The 15,173-nt window shown below is 65.8% G+C and carries 10 protein-coding genes; 1 reads left to right on the top strand and 9 read right to left on the bottom strand.

Translation table 11 applies throughout. The annotated features are described in order from the left end of the window. Window positions 1-115 precede the first annotated feature (115 nt). Complete coding sequence (locus tag LMA02_RS08095) at window positions 116-1,393, top strand: M23 family metallopeptidase (protein WP_228907557.1); 1,278 nt, start codon at window positions 116-118, stop codon at window positions 1,391-1,393. Between the two features lie 73 nt (window positions 1,394-1,466). Here LMA02_RS08095 and LMA02_RS08090 read toward each other — a convergent pair whose 3' ends face one another. From LMA02_RS08090 to LMA02_RS08050, 9 genes are all read right to left on the bottom strand, one after another. Next, window positions 1,467-2,192, bottom strand: coding sequence for an amino acid ABC transporter permease (locus tag LMA02_RS08090; RefSeq protein ID WP_011656806.1), 726 nt, complete (start codon window positions 2,190-2,192; stop codon window positions 1,467-1,469). 2 nt (window positions 2,193-2,194) lie between these two features. Then, the gene (locus LMA02_RS08085; RefSeq protein WP_228907556.1) at window positions 2,195-2,917 is read right to left on the bottom strand and encodes an amino acid ABC transporter permease; all 723 of its coding nucleotides are present in this window, start codon (window positions 2,915-2,917) and stop codon (window positions 2,195-2,197) included. A gap of 136 nt (window positions 2,918-3,053) precedes the next feature. Continuing rightward, entirely contained in the window at window positions 3,054-3,869 is an 816-nt protein-coding gene (locus tag LMA02_RS08080; RefSeq protein ID WP_228907555.1) for an ABC transporter substrate-binding protein, read from the bottom strand. A 195-nt stretch (window positions 3,870-4,064) separates the two neighbouring features. Further along, window positions 4,065-5,987, bottom strand: a complete 1,923-nt coding sequence (locus tag LMA02_RS08075) for a rhomboid family intramembrane serine protease (RefSeq protein WP_228907554.1) — start codon at window positions 5,985-5,987, stop codon at window positions 4,065-4,067. Between the two features lie 359 nt (window positions 5,988-6,346). Continuing rightward, window positions 6,347-7,651 carry an MFS family transporter gene (locus tag LMA02_RS08070; protein WP_228907553.1) on the bottom strand — a complete coding sequence of 435 codons (1,305 nt, stop codon included), beginning with the start codon at window positions 7,649-7,651 and terminating at the stop codon, window positions 6,347-6,349. A 230-nt stretch (window positions 7,652-7,881) separates the two neighbouring features. After that, window positions 7,882-9,561, bottom strand: coding sequence for a SpoVR family protein (locus LMA02_RS08065; protein ID WP_228907552.1), 1,680 nt, complete (start codon window positions 9,559-9,561; stop codon window positions 7,882-7,884). Beyond that, on the bottom strand, window positions 9,558-10,826 hold the full coding sequence (locus tag LMA02_RS08060) for a YeaH/YhbH family protein (protein ID WP_228907551.1): 1,269 nt from the start codon (window positions 10,824-10,826) through the stop codon (window positions 9,558-9,560). The genes LMA02_RS08065 and LMA02_RS08060 overlap by 4 nt, the downstream gene beginning before the upstream one ends. 125 nt (window positions 10,827-10,951) lie before the next feature. After that, window positions 10,952-12,874, bottom strand: coding sequence for a PrkA family serine protein kinase (locus tag LMA02_RS08055; RefSeq protein ID WP_006754311.1), 1,923 nt, complete (start codon window positions 12,872-12,874; stop codon window positions 10,952-10,954). Window positions 12,875-13,393: 519 nt separating this feature from the next. Continuing rightward, window positions 13,394-15,157 (bottom strand): methyl-accepting chemotaxis protein, encoded by a 1,764-nt coding sequence (locus LMA02_RS08050; protein WP_228907625.1) that lies wholly within the window; start codon window positions 15,155-15,157, stop codon window positions 13,394-13,396. Between the last annotated feature and the right edge of the window lie 16 nt (window positions 15,158-15,173).

Raw genomic sequence — 15,173 nt, 5'->3', positions numbered from 1 at the left:
GACACAGGCCCCTGGCGGGGCCTGTTTTGTTGCACGCCCGTCGCCCGCCCCGTCGTCACCCGACGGATGTGCCGCCGATGGCTCCTGCCCACACCTCTTTGAACCGTTTTCCTGGATGTGGACACTTTTGGTCAAGCCTGCCGCAACTCCTGATGCTTTCGCGCCCGGGCGCGCGCAGCGCCTCGTGCGCGCGCTCGTGCCGGCCGCCGTGCTCGGCGCCCTCGCCGCCTTCGGTCTCGCCGCCGCGCTGCCCGCCGTCTCGCAACTGCCGGGCGCCGTCGATTCGGGCACGGCCGCGCTGCCGCAGCGCGTGCTGTCCGACACGCCGTTTCCCACCGCGCAGCATTTCGTGACGAGCGAGCTCGCGCGCACGCTCGGCGAGCGCAACGAACTCAACGAACATAGCGACCGCAGCGCGCAACCCGGCCTGTTCGCGCCGCTCAGCGCGCACCGCAACGACATGCTCGGCTATGCGAGCCTGTTCCAGTTCGCGGCGCCCGAAAACCAGCACGGGACGCGCGCCGGCGACATCGAGCTCACGCTCTCCGATACGCTGAACCGTCTCGACGTGCCGCCCGAGGTGCGCATCCAGCTCGGCGATCTCGTCACGGGCAAGGTCGCGATGCGCGCCAGCGCGCAGCGCGGCGACTACTACCGCGTCGCGTACGACACGAACAACGGCACGCCGCACCTCACCGCGCTCGAGCTGCGCGTCGCGGGCCGCACGTTCGGTGCGATCTGGTTCCGCGCACCGGGCGCCGACCACGGCGCGTACTACACGCTCGACGGCGCGCCGCTCGAGGCGGCCGCGTTCACGATGCCCGTCAAGTGGACGCGCATCAGCTCGTTCTTCGGCGAACGCGTCCACCCGCTGTCGCAGGCGATGGCGTTCCATACGGGCGTCGATCTCGCCGCGCCGTCCGGCACGCCCGTCAACGCGGCGGCCGATGGCGTCGTGTCGTTCGTCGGCACCGATCCGGGCGGCTATGGCCACTACGTGATCGTCGATCACGCGGACGGCTATTCGACCTACTACGCCCATCTGTCCGCGTATGCGCGCGGGCTGAAGACGGGTGAAACCGTGAAACAAGGCCAGCGCATCGGCTCGGTCGGTATGACCGGCGCGGCCACCGGCCCGCACCTGCACTTCGAGGTGCGCGTCGCGAACGATCCGGTCGATCCGCTCGTCACGCTCGCGAACGCGCAGACGGGCCTGTCCGACATGCAGCTCACCGCGTTCCGCCAGGAAGCCGCGCAATGGCGCTTCCGCCTCGCGTCGATCAATACGTCGCCGTTCGCGTTCGCGCAAAACGACGGCCCGCTGTGGGGCGACTTCGCGACCGACTCGTCAACGCTGCGCGCGGTCTTCAATACGCACTACAGCGCGTCCTGACGCCAACGCGCCAACGCGCCGAAGCACACCGCCACGCCCGTCGCCGCGCGCGCAGCAGCGACGCGGCCCGCCGTCACCGCACGGGTTCCGTGCGTTCGGCCGCGGCCTGCGCGATGCGCGCCGCACGGGGGCGACGTGACAGCAGCCAGCGTGCCGCGCCGTCGAGCGACGTGCACAGCACCAGGTAAAGCGCCGCGACGAACAGGAAGATCGGCGCCGGGTACACCATCAGCCGGTTGTTCACCTGCGTCGCGACGAACGACAGTTCCGGCACACCCACGATATATGCGAGCGACGTGTCCTTCACGAGCGCGACCCACTGGTTGACGAACGACGGCGTCATGATCCGGATCGCCTGCGGCAGCAGCACATAGCGCACCGTCTGCCAGCGCGTGAGCCCGAGCGACAGCCCGGCTTGCCACTGCCCGTCGCCGGCCGCGACGATGCCCGCATGCACCGCGTGCGCGAGATACGCGCCACCGATCAGCGCCAGCGCACACACGACCGTCGCGAGCCCCGGCACATCCACGTGCAGCAGCATCGGCAGCAGGAAGTACGTCCAGAAGATCAGCATCAGCACCGGAATCGCGCGAAAGAAGCCGATGAACGCGAGCAGCAGCACGCGCAGCGGGCCGCGCGCGAGCGCCATCGCGACGCCGAGCGCCACCCCCAGCCCCGCCGACGCGACAGCCGACGCGATCGCCAGCACGAGCGACAGCGCGGCGCCGCCGAGCGGGCCGTCCGGGAACGCGCCGACGAGCAGGTACGGCAGGTTGTCGAGCAGCAGCGAGACATCCATCGTCAACGCCCCGCCGCGAGCCGGTCGCGCCATTGCGTGGCCGCGTAGGCGCCGGCCTCGATCGCGGCCACCGCGGCGACGTACAGCACGGTCGCGACACCGAACGCGGCAAAGGTCTTGAATGTCTCCGTCTCGACCTGCCGCGACGCATACGACAGCTCGGCGACGCCGATCGCCATCGCGAGCGACGAGTTCTTCACGAGATTCATGTATTGGCCGAACAGCGGCGGCAGCGCGATGCGCACGGCCTGCGGCAGCACCACGTAGCGCAGCGACTGCATCGGCGTGAGGCCGAGCGCCGCGGCCGCATCGTGTTGCGCACGGCGCACGCCGCGCAGCCCGGCTTCGCATTCCTCGGCGACGAACGCGGCCGTGTAGGCGCTCAAGCCGATCCAGCCGGCGACGAACTCGAACGACGGCCACGCGAGCGTGAGCGGGCCCGCGCTCAGTTCATGACGCGCGTTCAGCCACGTGATCCACGTATCGGGCAACAACGACGCGACGCCGAAGTACCAGAACAGCAATTGCACGAGCAGCGGCGTGTTGCGGAACGCGACGACGTAGCCGGCCGCTACCGTGCGCACTGCCCTGCCGCGCGCATGCCGCATGACGGCGAGCAGCAGCCCGCCGACGGTCGCGGCGAGCGCCGACGCGGCCGCGAGGCCGAGCGTGAGCAGGAAGCCCTGCCAGAGCCAGGACAGATATTTGGGAGCCAAGCCGAGCATGCTGTTGTGTGCGGTCGCGACGCGCGCGATCGAAAAAGGCGAACGAAGACGGAAGCAAGCGGAAGGCGCCGCGCCCCGCGCAGACCGGCACAGCCGGCGGCGGATCGCGGCGCAGGTGGCGCACGCGGTGCGCGACTCAGGTCCGGTCGCCGATCCGGAAGATGCGCGTGAGCGGCGTCTTCGTCGCCGGCCCGAACCACGCGTCGTAGATCTGTCCCGCGCGGCCGTTCGCCTCGAGCCCCTTCAGCGTGTCGTTCACGAAGCCGAGCAGGCGCGTCTCGCCCTTCGGCACGCCGACGCCCATGTAGTCGTTCGAGATCATGAACGCCGGAATCTCGTAGTTCTGCTTGTCGGGCACGTTCGCGAGCAGGCCGATCAGCTTCGGTCCGTCCTGCGTGATCGCCTGCACGTTGCCGGCGCGCAGCGCGGCGAACGCGAACGGCGTGTCGTCGTACGCGACGATCGTTGCCTTCGGATACTTCTCCCGCAGCGTGATCTCGTTCGTCGTGCCCTTGTCCGCGCCGACGCGCAGGCTGTTCAACTGGTCGGCCGATTTCAGCACGCCCTTCTTCGCGAGAAACTGCTGGCCCGACGAGAAGTACGGGATGCTGAAGTCGACCTGCTTCGCGCGCTCGTCGGTAATCGTGAAGTTCGCGAGCACCAGGTCGACCTTGCCGGAGGTCAGGAACGGAATGCGGTTCGCGGGGTTGGTCGGCTGCAGTTGCAGCTTCACGCCGAGCTTGTCGGCCAGCGCCTTCGCATAGTCGACGTCGAGGCCGACGATGTGATTGCTCTTGCCGTCGACATAGCCGAACGGAGGATTGCTGTCGAAGGTCGCGACGCGCAGCACGCCGGCCTTCCGGATGTCGTCGAGCCGGTCCGCGTGCGCGACCGTGCCTGCCGTGACGAGTGCGGCCCCGACGAGCCACGTGGCGAGAGTGTGGATTTTCATGAGCACGACCTGATTTGTTATGAAGGCCGCCGCGGATCGCGCGGCGGCCCGGTTCGAGGAACGTCGCGACGTGGTGTGTCGTCGCGAAGCCGCTAACGTATCAGCGCGTGCGGCGATTCCGAACCAACAAATGGTGCTTTGCTCTGCGGGTTTCGTGATGACGCGCGCTCGCGCGGCACGCACCCGCGCTCGCGGTCATTCGCTACCGTCGTCGTCGGTGCCGGCCGCGGACGCCGCGCACAGGAACTCGCCGTCACCGCCGTCCTGCAGGTAATCGAGCGAACGGTCCATGCGCAGGAACGAGAGCGTGCCCGCTGCGCCCAGCGCGAACAACGTCTTGTGATCCGGCGCGAAGATGACCTGCGACACGCCGCCCGCGACCGGAAACTCGCCGACGGTGCGGCGCGTCGCGGTCTTGATCACGCGCATCGGCTTGTCGTCATAGCCGGTCACGGCGATCAGCGAACCGTCGCCGCTGCCGTCGAAGCTGTGCATCGACTCCTGGCAGACCGGATAACTGTCGCGTACGGCAAGGCTCGACGCATCTCGCCACTGAACCGACGACTTGTTGTAGATCCAGATGCCCGCGCCCTTCTCGCCAGGCTGAGCCTGGATGAAATCCGAATCGACCGGATAGGTCTCTACCGGCGCATTCGTCGCCGTATCGAACGCGACGATCGCGCCCTTCTGCATTGCGTACGCATACAGCCGCCTGCCGTCGGGCGACAGCCACATCGACAGCGCACGGCCGAACTCGACGCCCGATGCATCGTGATCGCCGAGCGGCAGCGTCGCGATAACCTGCGGCCAGTGCGCGAGACTGACGACGGAAATCGTGTCGTCGACGCTGTTCAGCACGTACAGCCTGTCGTTGGACGCGGACGCGACGATCGCGCGCGGGAACCGTCCGAGCGTCACGCCATCGACGATCGCACCGCTGTTCAGGTCGATGCGCGCGAGGCCGCTCTCGCGCATCGACGCAACATACGCGTAGCGCTCGTCGGGGCTCACGTACACGCCGCTCGCGCCGCGGCCGCGGCACATGTTGCCCGGGCAGCCGTCGAGTCCCGTCGCGAACGGCTCGCCTGCGATCGTGCGCACGACCGCCTGCCGCTCGACGTCGACGACGACGAGCGTGTTCCGGTCGTTGTCGGTCACGTACAGGCGTTTGCCTGATGCGCCCAGCACCATCGCGTACGGCCACTTGCCGACGGGTACGACGGTGCCTGCCGCCTGCTCGGCCGACACGGGCGTCGGACGATGTTGCTCGTCGTCGCGGATCTGCTCGGCAATCGCGGCCGCCTGCTGTTGCGCGTTGCGCTTCGCGGCGTCGCGCTCGATGTCGCGGTGGGTCGCGTCACGCCAGCCTTGCAGTTCCTCACTGCCCGCCCGCTGCGCGGCGAACAACATCGCCGCGCTGCCGAGCACCGCGAGCACGAGCGGCACGGCGACGCGCATCGAGCGGCCGGCCCCGTACATCAGCCAGCCGGCGATGAATCCGATGACTACGCCGCCGAGATGCGCGGCCTGATCGATGCCGGAGATGAGGAAGCCCGACACCAGGTTGATCGCGATCACTTGGCCGAGCGCGCCGAGGTTGATGGCAACCGGCGCATCGCGTCCGCTGTCGCGTCGGTGTCGCAGCACGAATGCGGCGGCCGCGCCCGCCAGTCCCATCAGCGCGCCGGACGCACCGACACTCACGACCGGCCGGATCCCGCTGGACGCCAGCGCGACGCCGAACGCAAAGGTGGTGCTGCCGACTTCGTGATAGCCATGCCAGAGCGCGCTCAGCAGCGAGCCGCCGAGCGCGGACAAAAGGTACGCGACGCCGAACCGGAGCGTGCCACCTGCGCGTTCGAGCACGGTGCCGAGCACGACCAGCATGTACATGTTCAGCGCGAGATGTGTCCAGCTGCCGTGCAGGAATGCGCTGGTCAGCAGCCGCCACGGCTGCCCGGTGAGCGTGTACGGCGCGAAGTTCGCGCCCCAGTCGAGCAGCAGCGCGTTCGATAGCGAACCGTACGACGCCTGTCGCCACATCAGCACGAATATCACGGTATTGACGACGGCCAGCAGAATCGTCAGCCACGGCCTGGAAGTGTGTTGTTCTCTCATCGGGATCTTGGTATGGGTTATCGCGCGTGAGCCGCGCGAGCGCCATTATATTTCGCGTCCCGCAAGCAACGAGCGTGTGACGAGGCCGGTCGGCGAACCGGGAATAAAAAAACGCCCGCTGCACGCAGCGGGCGCGAATCCCAGTCAAGGAGGTGTCACACGAACTACGGGTTCAGAATAAGAGCACCGCCGGCGGCGGACAACCAAGCGATTGCAATATCGATATCGTGCGGCGCGCGATGAGCATGCACGCGGCGATGCGAACGTGCCGCCCATGAAAAAACGGCGCGCCGCCTGCATGGCGGAGCGCCGTTCGTTGTTTCATGCCGCTCGAAGCGGCAGCCGGGTTGCCCCGTCGATCATGGCTCGTGACGCAGATACCCTTCCTTGCTCGGGTCGCGCATCCGCCACGACACGATCAGCGACACCGCGCACAGCGCCGTCACGTACCAGTAGAAGGTTTCCTCGCTGCCGATCGACTTGAACCACAGCGCGACGTACTCGGCGGAGCCGCCGAAGATCGCGTTCGCGACCGCATACGACAGGCCGACGCCCATCGCGCGCACTTCGGGCGGGAACATCTCGGCCTTGATGAGGCCGCTGATCGACGTGTAGAAGCTGACGATCGCCAGCGCGATCGTGATCAGCACGAACGCGGCCGTCGGGCTCGTCACGGTCTTCAGCGTGTGCATCAGCGGCACCGTACCGATCACCGCGAACGTGCCGAACAGGATCATCGACGTGCGGCGGCCGATCTTGTCGGACAGCGCGCCGAACACCGGCTGTATCAGCATGTAGACGAGCAGCGCGACGGTCATCACGTTGCTGGCCGTCTTCGCATGCATGCCGGCCGTGTTCACCAGGTACTTCTGCATGTACGTCGTGAACGTGTAGAAGATCAGCGAGCCGCCGGCCGTGAAGCCGACCACCGTGAAGAATGCGCCCTTGTGCTGCCACACGCCGCGGATCGTGCCCGCGTCCTTCTTGTCGCGCGATGCGCTCGTCGATGTCTCGTCGAGCGATTTGCGCAGGTACAGCGAGATCAGCGCGGCCGCCGCACCGCAGACGAACGGAATGCGCCAGCCCCACGCCTTCAGTTCGTCAGTCGACAGCGCCTGCTGCAGGATCACGAGCACGAGCAGCGCGCACAGCTGGCCGCCGATCAGCGTCACGTACTGGAACGACGCGAAGAAGCCACGCCGCCCCTTCAGCGCGACCTCGCTCATGTAGGTCGCGCTCGTGCCGTATTCGCCGCCCACCGACAGCCCCTGGAACAGGCGCGCGACCAGCAGCAGCGCCGGCGCGAGCGCACCGATCTGCGCATAGGTCGGCAGGACCGCGATCACGAGCGAGCCGCCGCACATCATCAGCACCGAGATCATCATCGCCGCGCGGCGGCCGTGACGGTCGGCGATGCGGCCGAACAGCCAGCCGCCGATCGGACGCATCAGGAAGCCGGCCGCGAACACGCCGGCCGTGTTCAGCAGCTGCGTCGTCGTGTTGCCGCTCGGGAAGAACGCCGGTGCGAAGTACAGCGCGCAGAACGAGTAGATGTAGAAGTCGAACCACTCGACGAGGTTGCCCGATGAGGCGCCGACGATGGCGAACACGCGCCGCCGGGTGTCATGCGCGGACAGCGCAGCTTGGTCGGTCTGGACGTCCATGGGTTGGTCTGTTCCTTTTAGTGCTTTCTAGGCGAGACGACCAGGGGCCGCCGCGTGCGGTCGACGTGGCACCGGTTCCGGTGCACGGCGCTACGGGATTTTAGCGAAATGTAAAGTAACAGGCTTTCCGGGTTCGTCCGGATGTAGAAAAATTTTCTCGCGCCACCTGTTCGTCATATGAAAACGCCAGCCGTCAGGCTGGCGTCCGATGCAAGCTCTTCCCGCGCGATTCAGATACGCACCTCGGGCGGCACGTAGCGGCACTCGTAGCGCTTGCGCACGGTACCGGCCTCGTCGACGCTTTCCAGGAACACGTCGAACTGCCAGAGTCGCGCCATGTGCTTGAGCACTTCTTCGCTGTCGTTCGACAGATGGCGGTTGTCGGTCATGAAGTGGCGCAGCGTGAGGCTGCGGTCGCCGCGCGTGTTCACGGCCCAGACCTGGATGTTCGGCTCGCGATGATGGATGTCGTACTGCCGCGACAGCGCCTGCCGCACGTATTGATAACCGGCCTCGTCGTGGATCGCCGACACCTCGAGCGAATCGCGCATGTCGTCGTCGAGCACCGAGAACAGCCGCATCTCGCGGATCAAGTTCGGCGACAGGTACTGCGCGATGAAGCTCTCGTCCTTGAAGTTGCGCATCGCGTAGTGCATCGCCGGCAGCCACGGGGTGCCCGCGATCTCCGGAAACCACTTGTAGTCCTCTTCCGTCGGCGCTTCGCAGATCCGGCGGATGTCGCTCATCATCGAGAAACCGAGCGCATACGGGTTGATCCCGTTGTAGTACGGCTTCGTGACGGGCGGCTGGTAGACCACGTTGCTGTGCGAATGCAGGAACTCCATCATGAAGCCGTCTTCCAGCTTGCCCTGGTTGTACAGCGTGTTCAGCAGCGTGTAGTGCCAGAACGTCGCCCAACCCTCGTTCATCACCTGCGTCTGCCGCTGCGGATAGAAGTACTGGCCGATCTTGCGCACGATGCGGATCACTTCCCGCTCCCACGGCTCGAGCAGCGGCGCGTTCTTCTCCGCGAAATACAGCAGGTTCTCCTGCGGCTCCGGCGGATAGCGATCCTCCTGCTCCTCCATCTGCTCGGGCTTCTTGCCCGGCAGCGTGCGCCACAGCTCGTTGACCTGCGACTGCAGATACGCCTCGCGCTCGCGCCGCAGCGCGGCCTCCTTCGACAGCGACGGTTTCTGCGGCCGCTTGTAGCGGTCGACGCCATAGTTCATCAGCGCATGGCACGAATCGAGCAGTTCCTCGACGCGATCGAGGCCGTAGCGCTCCTCGCATTCGGCGACGTAGTTCTTCGCGTACACGAGATAGTCGATGATCGCGTGCGCGTCGGTCCACAGCCGGAACAGGTAGTTGCCCTTGAAGAAGGAGTTGTGCCCGTACGCCGCGTGCGCGATGACGAGCGCCTGCATCGTCATCGTGTTCTCTTCCATCAGATACGCGATGCACGGGTTCGAGTTGATGACGATTTCATACGCGAGGCCCATCTGGCCGCGGCGATAGCTCTTCTCGGTCGCGAGGAAGTGCTTGCCGAACGACCAGTGGCGATAGTTGACCGGCATCCCGACCGACGCGTACGCGTCCATCATCTGCTCGGCGCTGATCAGTTCGAGCTGGATCGGATAGATGTCGAGCTCGTATTGCTCGGCCACCTGCGAGATGTGCGTGTCGTATTCCTCGAGCAGTTCGAACGTCCAATCGGACGGGCACGGCAGCGGCTTGCGTTCGGCAACGTTCATACGCGCTTCCTTCTGCCCGGAGCCGGGCAAGTCGGCGGCCGGCGGCGCCGGTTCGACCCGGCCGCTTTGCTGCGATGCGGCAGGGCCGGCCGTGTCGTCGCCGGAAGGGCGCGGCGCATAGCCGCGCGACTCGTTGTGCAGATGGCGGGTCGTCATGACATTTCCACCTGCTTTTCGAACAATTCGCGAAACACCGGGTAAATGTCGGCAGCCGATTCGGCTTTCTTCATCGCGAGGTGCGGTTGCGACAGCGCCAGCTGCGCGTACTCCAGCCACAGGTTCTGCTCTTCCGGGGCAACCTGGATATACGCGAAATAGCGCGTCTTCGTGAGGATATCCTCTTCCAGGATTTTGCGACACTTCGGCGAATCGTCGGTCCAGTTGTCGCCGTCGGACGCCTGCGCGCCGTAGATGTTCCACTCGGTTGGCGAGTAGCGCTCGTTCATCACCTTGCGCATCAGCTCGAGCGCGCTGGACACGACGGTGCCGCCGCTTTCGGTCGAATGGAAGAAGGTGTCCTCGTCGACTTCCTCGGCGCGCGTGTGGTGACGGATGAACACGACCTCGATGCGCTCGTAGTTGCGCTTCAGGAACAGGTACAACAGGATGAAGAAGCGCTTCGCGAGATCCTTGCGTTGCTCGTCCATCGAACCCGACACGTCCATCAGGCAGAACATCACGGCCTGGCTCGACGGCTGCGGCTGCTTCACGCGATTGATGTAGCGCAGATCGAACGGATCGATGAACGGGATCCGCCAGATGCGCCCCTTCAGGTGATGGATCTCGGCCTCGAGCGTCGCGATTTCGGCGCGACGGTCTTCGGGGTCGATCTTCATCGCCTCGAGCTGGGCTTCGAGCTCGCGCAACTCGTTGACGAGCGGCGAGCCGAGCGCGATGCGCCGGCCGAGCGCGCTCCGCAGCGAGCGCACGACGTCGATGTTGTTCGGCGTGCCTTCCGCCGACCAGCCCGCGCGCACGTTCTTCCAGCTCGGCACCGTCAGCAGGTGCGTCTTTACGAGGCGCGGCAGTTCGAGATCGTCGAAGAAGTACTGCATGAATTCGTCGCGCGACAGCTCGAACACGAAGTCGTCCTGCCCTTCGCCCTCGTTGCTCGCCTGACTGCCGCCGCCGCCCGAGCCGCCCTGCGGACGCGGAATCTTGTCGCCGCGGACGTAGTCCTCGTTGCCCGGGTGCACGTATTCACGACGCCCGCCCGGCGCGTGCCGGAAATTCGGCTCCGCGATGTCCTTGCGCGGGATCGTGATGCTTTGCGTGCTCTGGATATCCTTGATGCTACGGTCGCGCACCGCGTCGGAGACGGCACGGCGAATGTAGTTCTTGACGCGACGCAGAAAGCGTTCGCGGTTGGCGATGCTCTTGTTCTTGCCGGCCAGCCTGCGGTCGATGATTTGATGAAGCACTCCCGGTCTCCCGCTCGAAAGTCGATATGCCGGGACGCTCGCCGCACATGCCGTCTGCCGTCATGCGGGCGGCGCCTCTGAGGGCGCCCGTACGGACGAACCGCACGGGCGCGGTACCGCGCGCGTCATGACGACTTGCGCACGCGCAGATACCAGTCGCAAAGCAGCCTCACCTGCTTCGGCGTATAGCCCTTCGCGACCATCCGGTTCACAAAGTCCTCATGCTTGCGTTGCTCCTCCGCCGAGCCCTTCGCGTTGAACGAAATGACCGGCAACAGTTCCTCGGTATTCGAGAACATCTTCTTCTCGATCACGACGCGCAACTTCTCGTAGCTCGTCCACACGGGGTTCTTCCCGGCGTTCGCCGCCCGCGCGCGCAGCACGAAGTTCACGATCTCGTTGCGGTAATCCTTCGGATTGCTGATCCCGGCCGGCTTCTCGATCTTCTCCAGTTCCGCGTTCAGCGCGGCGCGGTCGAAGCTCTCGCCCGTGTCGTGATCGCGGAATTCCTGGTCCTGGATCCAGAAGTCCGCATAGGTGACGTAGCGGTCGAAGATGTTCTGCCCGTACTCCGAATACGATTCGAGGTAGGCCGTCTGGATCTCCTTGCCGATGAAGTCCGCGTAGCGCGACGCGAGCACGTCCTTCACGAAGGACAGGTACTTCTGCTCGGTTTCCGGCGGGAACTGCTCGCGTTCGATCTGCTGTTCGAGCACGTACATCAGGTGCACGGGGTTCGCCGCGACCTCGCTCGAATCGAAGTTGAACACGCGCGACAGGATCTTGAACGCGAAGCGTGTCGACACGCCCGTCATCCCTTCGTCCACCCCCGCGTAATCGCGATACTCCTGATACGACTTCGCCTTTGGATCGGTGTCCTTCAGGTTTTCGCCGTCATAGACCTGCATCTTCGAGAACAAGCTCGAGTTCTCCGGCTCGTGCAGGCGCGACAGCACCGAGAACTGCGACATCATCTTCAGCGTGCCCGGCGCGCACACGGCTTCGGCCAGCGACGAATTGCGGATCAGCTTCTCGTAGATCTTCGTCTCTTCCGACACACGCAGGCAGTACGGCACCTTCACGACGAAGATCCGGTCGAGCAGTGCCTCGTTGTTGCGGTTGTTGCGGAACGCCTTCCACTCCGACTCGTTCGAGTGCGCGAGGATCACCCCGTCGAACGGAATCGCGCCGAATCCTTCGGTGCCCTTGAAGTTGCCTTCCTGCGTCGCGGTGAGCAACGGGTGCAGCACCTTGATCGGCGCCTTGAACATTTCGACGAACTCGAGCAGCCCCTGGTTCGCGAGGCACAGGCCGCCCGAATAGCTGTACGCATCGGCATCGTCCTGCGCGTACTGCTCGAGCTTGCGGATGTCGACCTTGCCGACGAGCGACGAAATATCCTGGTTGTTCTCGTCGCCCGGCTCCGTCTTCGCGATGCCGACCTGACGCAGGATCGACGGGTAACGGCGCACCACGCGGAACTGGCGGATGTCACCGTTGTATTCGTGCAGGCGCTTGACGGCCCACGGACTCAGGATGCTCTTCAGGTAGCGGCGAGGAATGCCGTATTGCTCCTCGAGGATCGGGCCGTCCTCGTCGTAATCGAACAGCCCGAGCGGCGATTCGTTGACGGGCGAGCCCTTCAGCGCATAGAACGGCACGCGCTCCATCAGTTGCTTCAGACGCTCGGCGATCGACGACTTGCCGCCGCCCACCGGGCCAAGCAGGTAGAGAATCTGCTTCTTCTCTTCAAGCCCTTGCGCAGCGTGGCGGAAATACGCGACCACCTGCTCGATCACCTCCTCCATTCCGTAGAACTCACGGAATGCGGGATAGACCTTGATCACCTTGTTCGCAAAGATCCGCGACAGGCGCGGTTCGTTGCGGGTGTCGACTTGTTCGGGTTCCCCGATTGCAGCCAGCATGCGTTCGCCTGCCGTGGCATACGCTGACGGATCGTTCTTGCAGAGCGCGAGGTACTCCTCCAGCGAGAGCTCTTCCTCTCGCGTTTTTTCGAAGCGGTTCGCGAAGCTGCTGTAAATATCCATGCTACCTCCCTCGCCTGAGTCTGAAGACGTGCTTGCCTTCGTATGACTGCGCAGAAGCAAGCGCGTTCGAATTCATCCTAAACCCTTTCTTATTTTTTTTCACGAACTCTTCGTATGAAGTGCGTCATTCTCCACAACACCGCTTGGACAACGCATTTTGACGCTTTACAATTGATCTCCCGAGCCGCAGAAACTGCATCCGCCACGTCTCGTCCAGCATCGGAACGTCTCACGCGTTGGACACCTCCGTCGTCGCTGCGCCCTTCACTCCCCCTTCATCACTAGACGTTCGAGCGCACGTTTACGACGACACGCCGCGCGCACCGTTACAAATTTTTTTCGCATCGTCCGGAGATACCCGTAGCGCGGATGTGCACATGCAACGCGCGGTGATATGCGAACGTTCATGTGCGCTGTCACATTCCATCGGTTGCCGAAACGACAACGCCCGCAGGTCGCGGGCGTCGTGTGCTGCCAAATGGGGATAGATGCGGGGGAAAGAGGCCCGGCGCGCCCGAATCAGAACGTCTCCCAGTCGTCCCCGCCGGCAGTCGCGGCGGCCGGCGCGGGCGCCGCGGACGCGCTCGCCGGCTTGCGCACCGGCGCCGCACGCTTGGGCGCTGCCTCGCGATCGTCGCGCGCCACGGCCGGTGCGGACGAGCTCACCGGCACGGCAGCCGGCGCGGGCATCGCGCGCGGCGCCTGACGTGCAGCGGGAGCGGCTGCCGGCCGCGCCGCTTCGTCGTCGATCCGGAATACCGACGCCGTGTCGCGCAGGCGCGCGGCCTGTTCGTCAAGCGACTGCGCGGCGGCCGCCGCTTCCTCGACGAGCGCGGCGTTCTGCTGCGTGACTTCATCCATCTGTGCGACCGCGCGCGCGACCTGGTCGATGCCGCCGCTCTGCTCCTCCGACGCCGCCGCGATCTCGCCCATGATGTCCGTCACGCGCTGCACGGCGGCGATCACGTCGCTCATCGTGCGACCGGCCTCGTCGACCAGCGTCGACCCGGTGCGGATGCGGTCCACCGACGCGTCGATCAGCGCCTTGATCTCCTTGGCCGCGCTCGACGAACGCTGCGCGAGGCTGCGCACCTCGCCCGCGACGACCGCGAAGCCGCGCCCTTCCTCGCCGGCACGCGCAGCTTCGACGGCCGCGTTCAGCGCCAGGATGTTGGTCTGGAACGCGATTCCCTCGATGATCGCGATGATGTCCGCGATCTTCGCGGAGCTGTCGTTGATCTCGCCCATCGTGCCGACCACCTGGCCGACCACCGTATTGCCCTTGTTTGCAATCTCCGACGCGTTCGCGGCCAGCGAGCTTGCCTGTCGTGCATTGTCCGCGTTCTGTTTCACCGTGCCGGTCAGTTGCTCCATGCTCGACGCGGTTTCCTGCAGCGCCGCGGCCTGTTCTTCCGTGCGCGACGACAGGTCGATGTTGCCGGCGGCGATCTGCCGGGCCGCGGTCGCGATCGACTCGCTGCCGCCGCGCACGGTGCGCACCGTGTCGACAAAGCCGCGCTGCATCCGCGCGAGGCCGTCGAGGAGCTGGCCCATTTCGTCGCGCCGATGCACGACGATCGAGCGGCGCAGGTCACCCGCGGCCATCGCGTCGAAATGGGCGAGCGCGTCCGCGAGCGGGCGGCCGATCGCACGGCTGAGCGTCAGCCACGACAGCACCGCGGCGACCAGGCCGGCCGCCAGCACGACGATCGACAGCACGCGCAGCGTGTCGTACACCGATTCCGCGTGGTCGAAGCCCGCCTGCGCGTCGGTGAACTGGAAATTGCGCAGCGCTTCGCCCGCGACCGAAAGCTCGTTGTACAGCATCTGGAGCTGCTTGGCGCCCTCGCCGATCCGGTCGTGGTCGCCCGTCGCGATCGCGCTTCCGAACGCGTCGCAGCCGCGCTGCAACGCCTGCCGCTTCGCGGCGACGTCCTGCGCAAGTCGGTCTTCCTGCGCACCGCGCGGCAGCGCGAGGTACTTTTGCCACCACGCGTCGGACTGCGCGCGCATCGCGCGGCTGCGCTCCACCGCGGCGGCGGAGTCGGCCGAGCCCGCCAGCAGCGCGGCGCGATCGAGCGCCAGGCGCTCGCGCGCCGCGTACATTTCCGACACGGCCACATTGACCGCGCTCGGCATCTGGTTCGTGAAGATTTCACGCGTCGCGTCGTTCGAGCGCGTCATCCCGTACACGCCGAGCACGCCGATCAACCCCAGCAGCACCGCGAGAAACGCCATCGTCAGACCGATGCGCGCACGTATCGTCAGGTTTCCGATCACCATCATTCTTCCTGTGTTG

This window comes from Burkholderia sp. B21-005, assembly GCF_020843965.1.
In the GTDB taxonomy this organism is placed as follows: domain Bacteria; phylum Pseudomonadota; class Gammaproteobacteria; order Burkholderiales; family Burkholderiaceae; genus Burkholderia; species Burkholderia ambifaria.
Note: the sequence above shows the minus strand (reverse complement) of the source record. Positions and strands in the feature narration are given on the sequence as shown.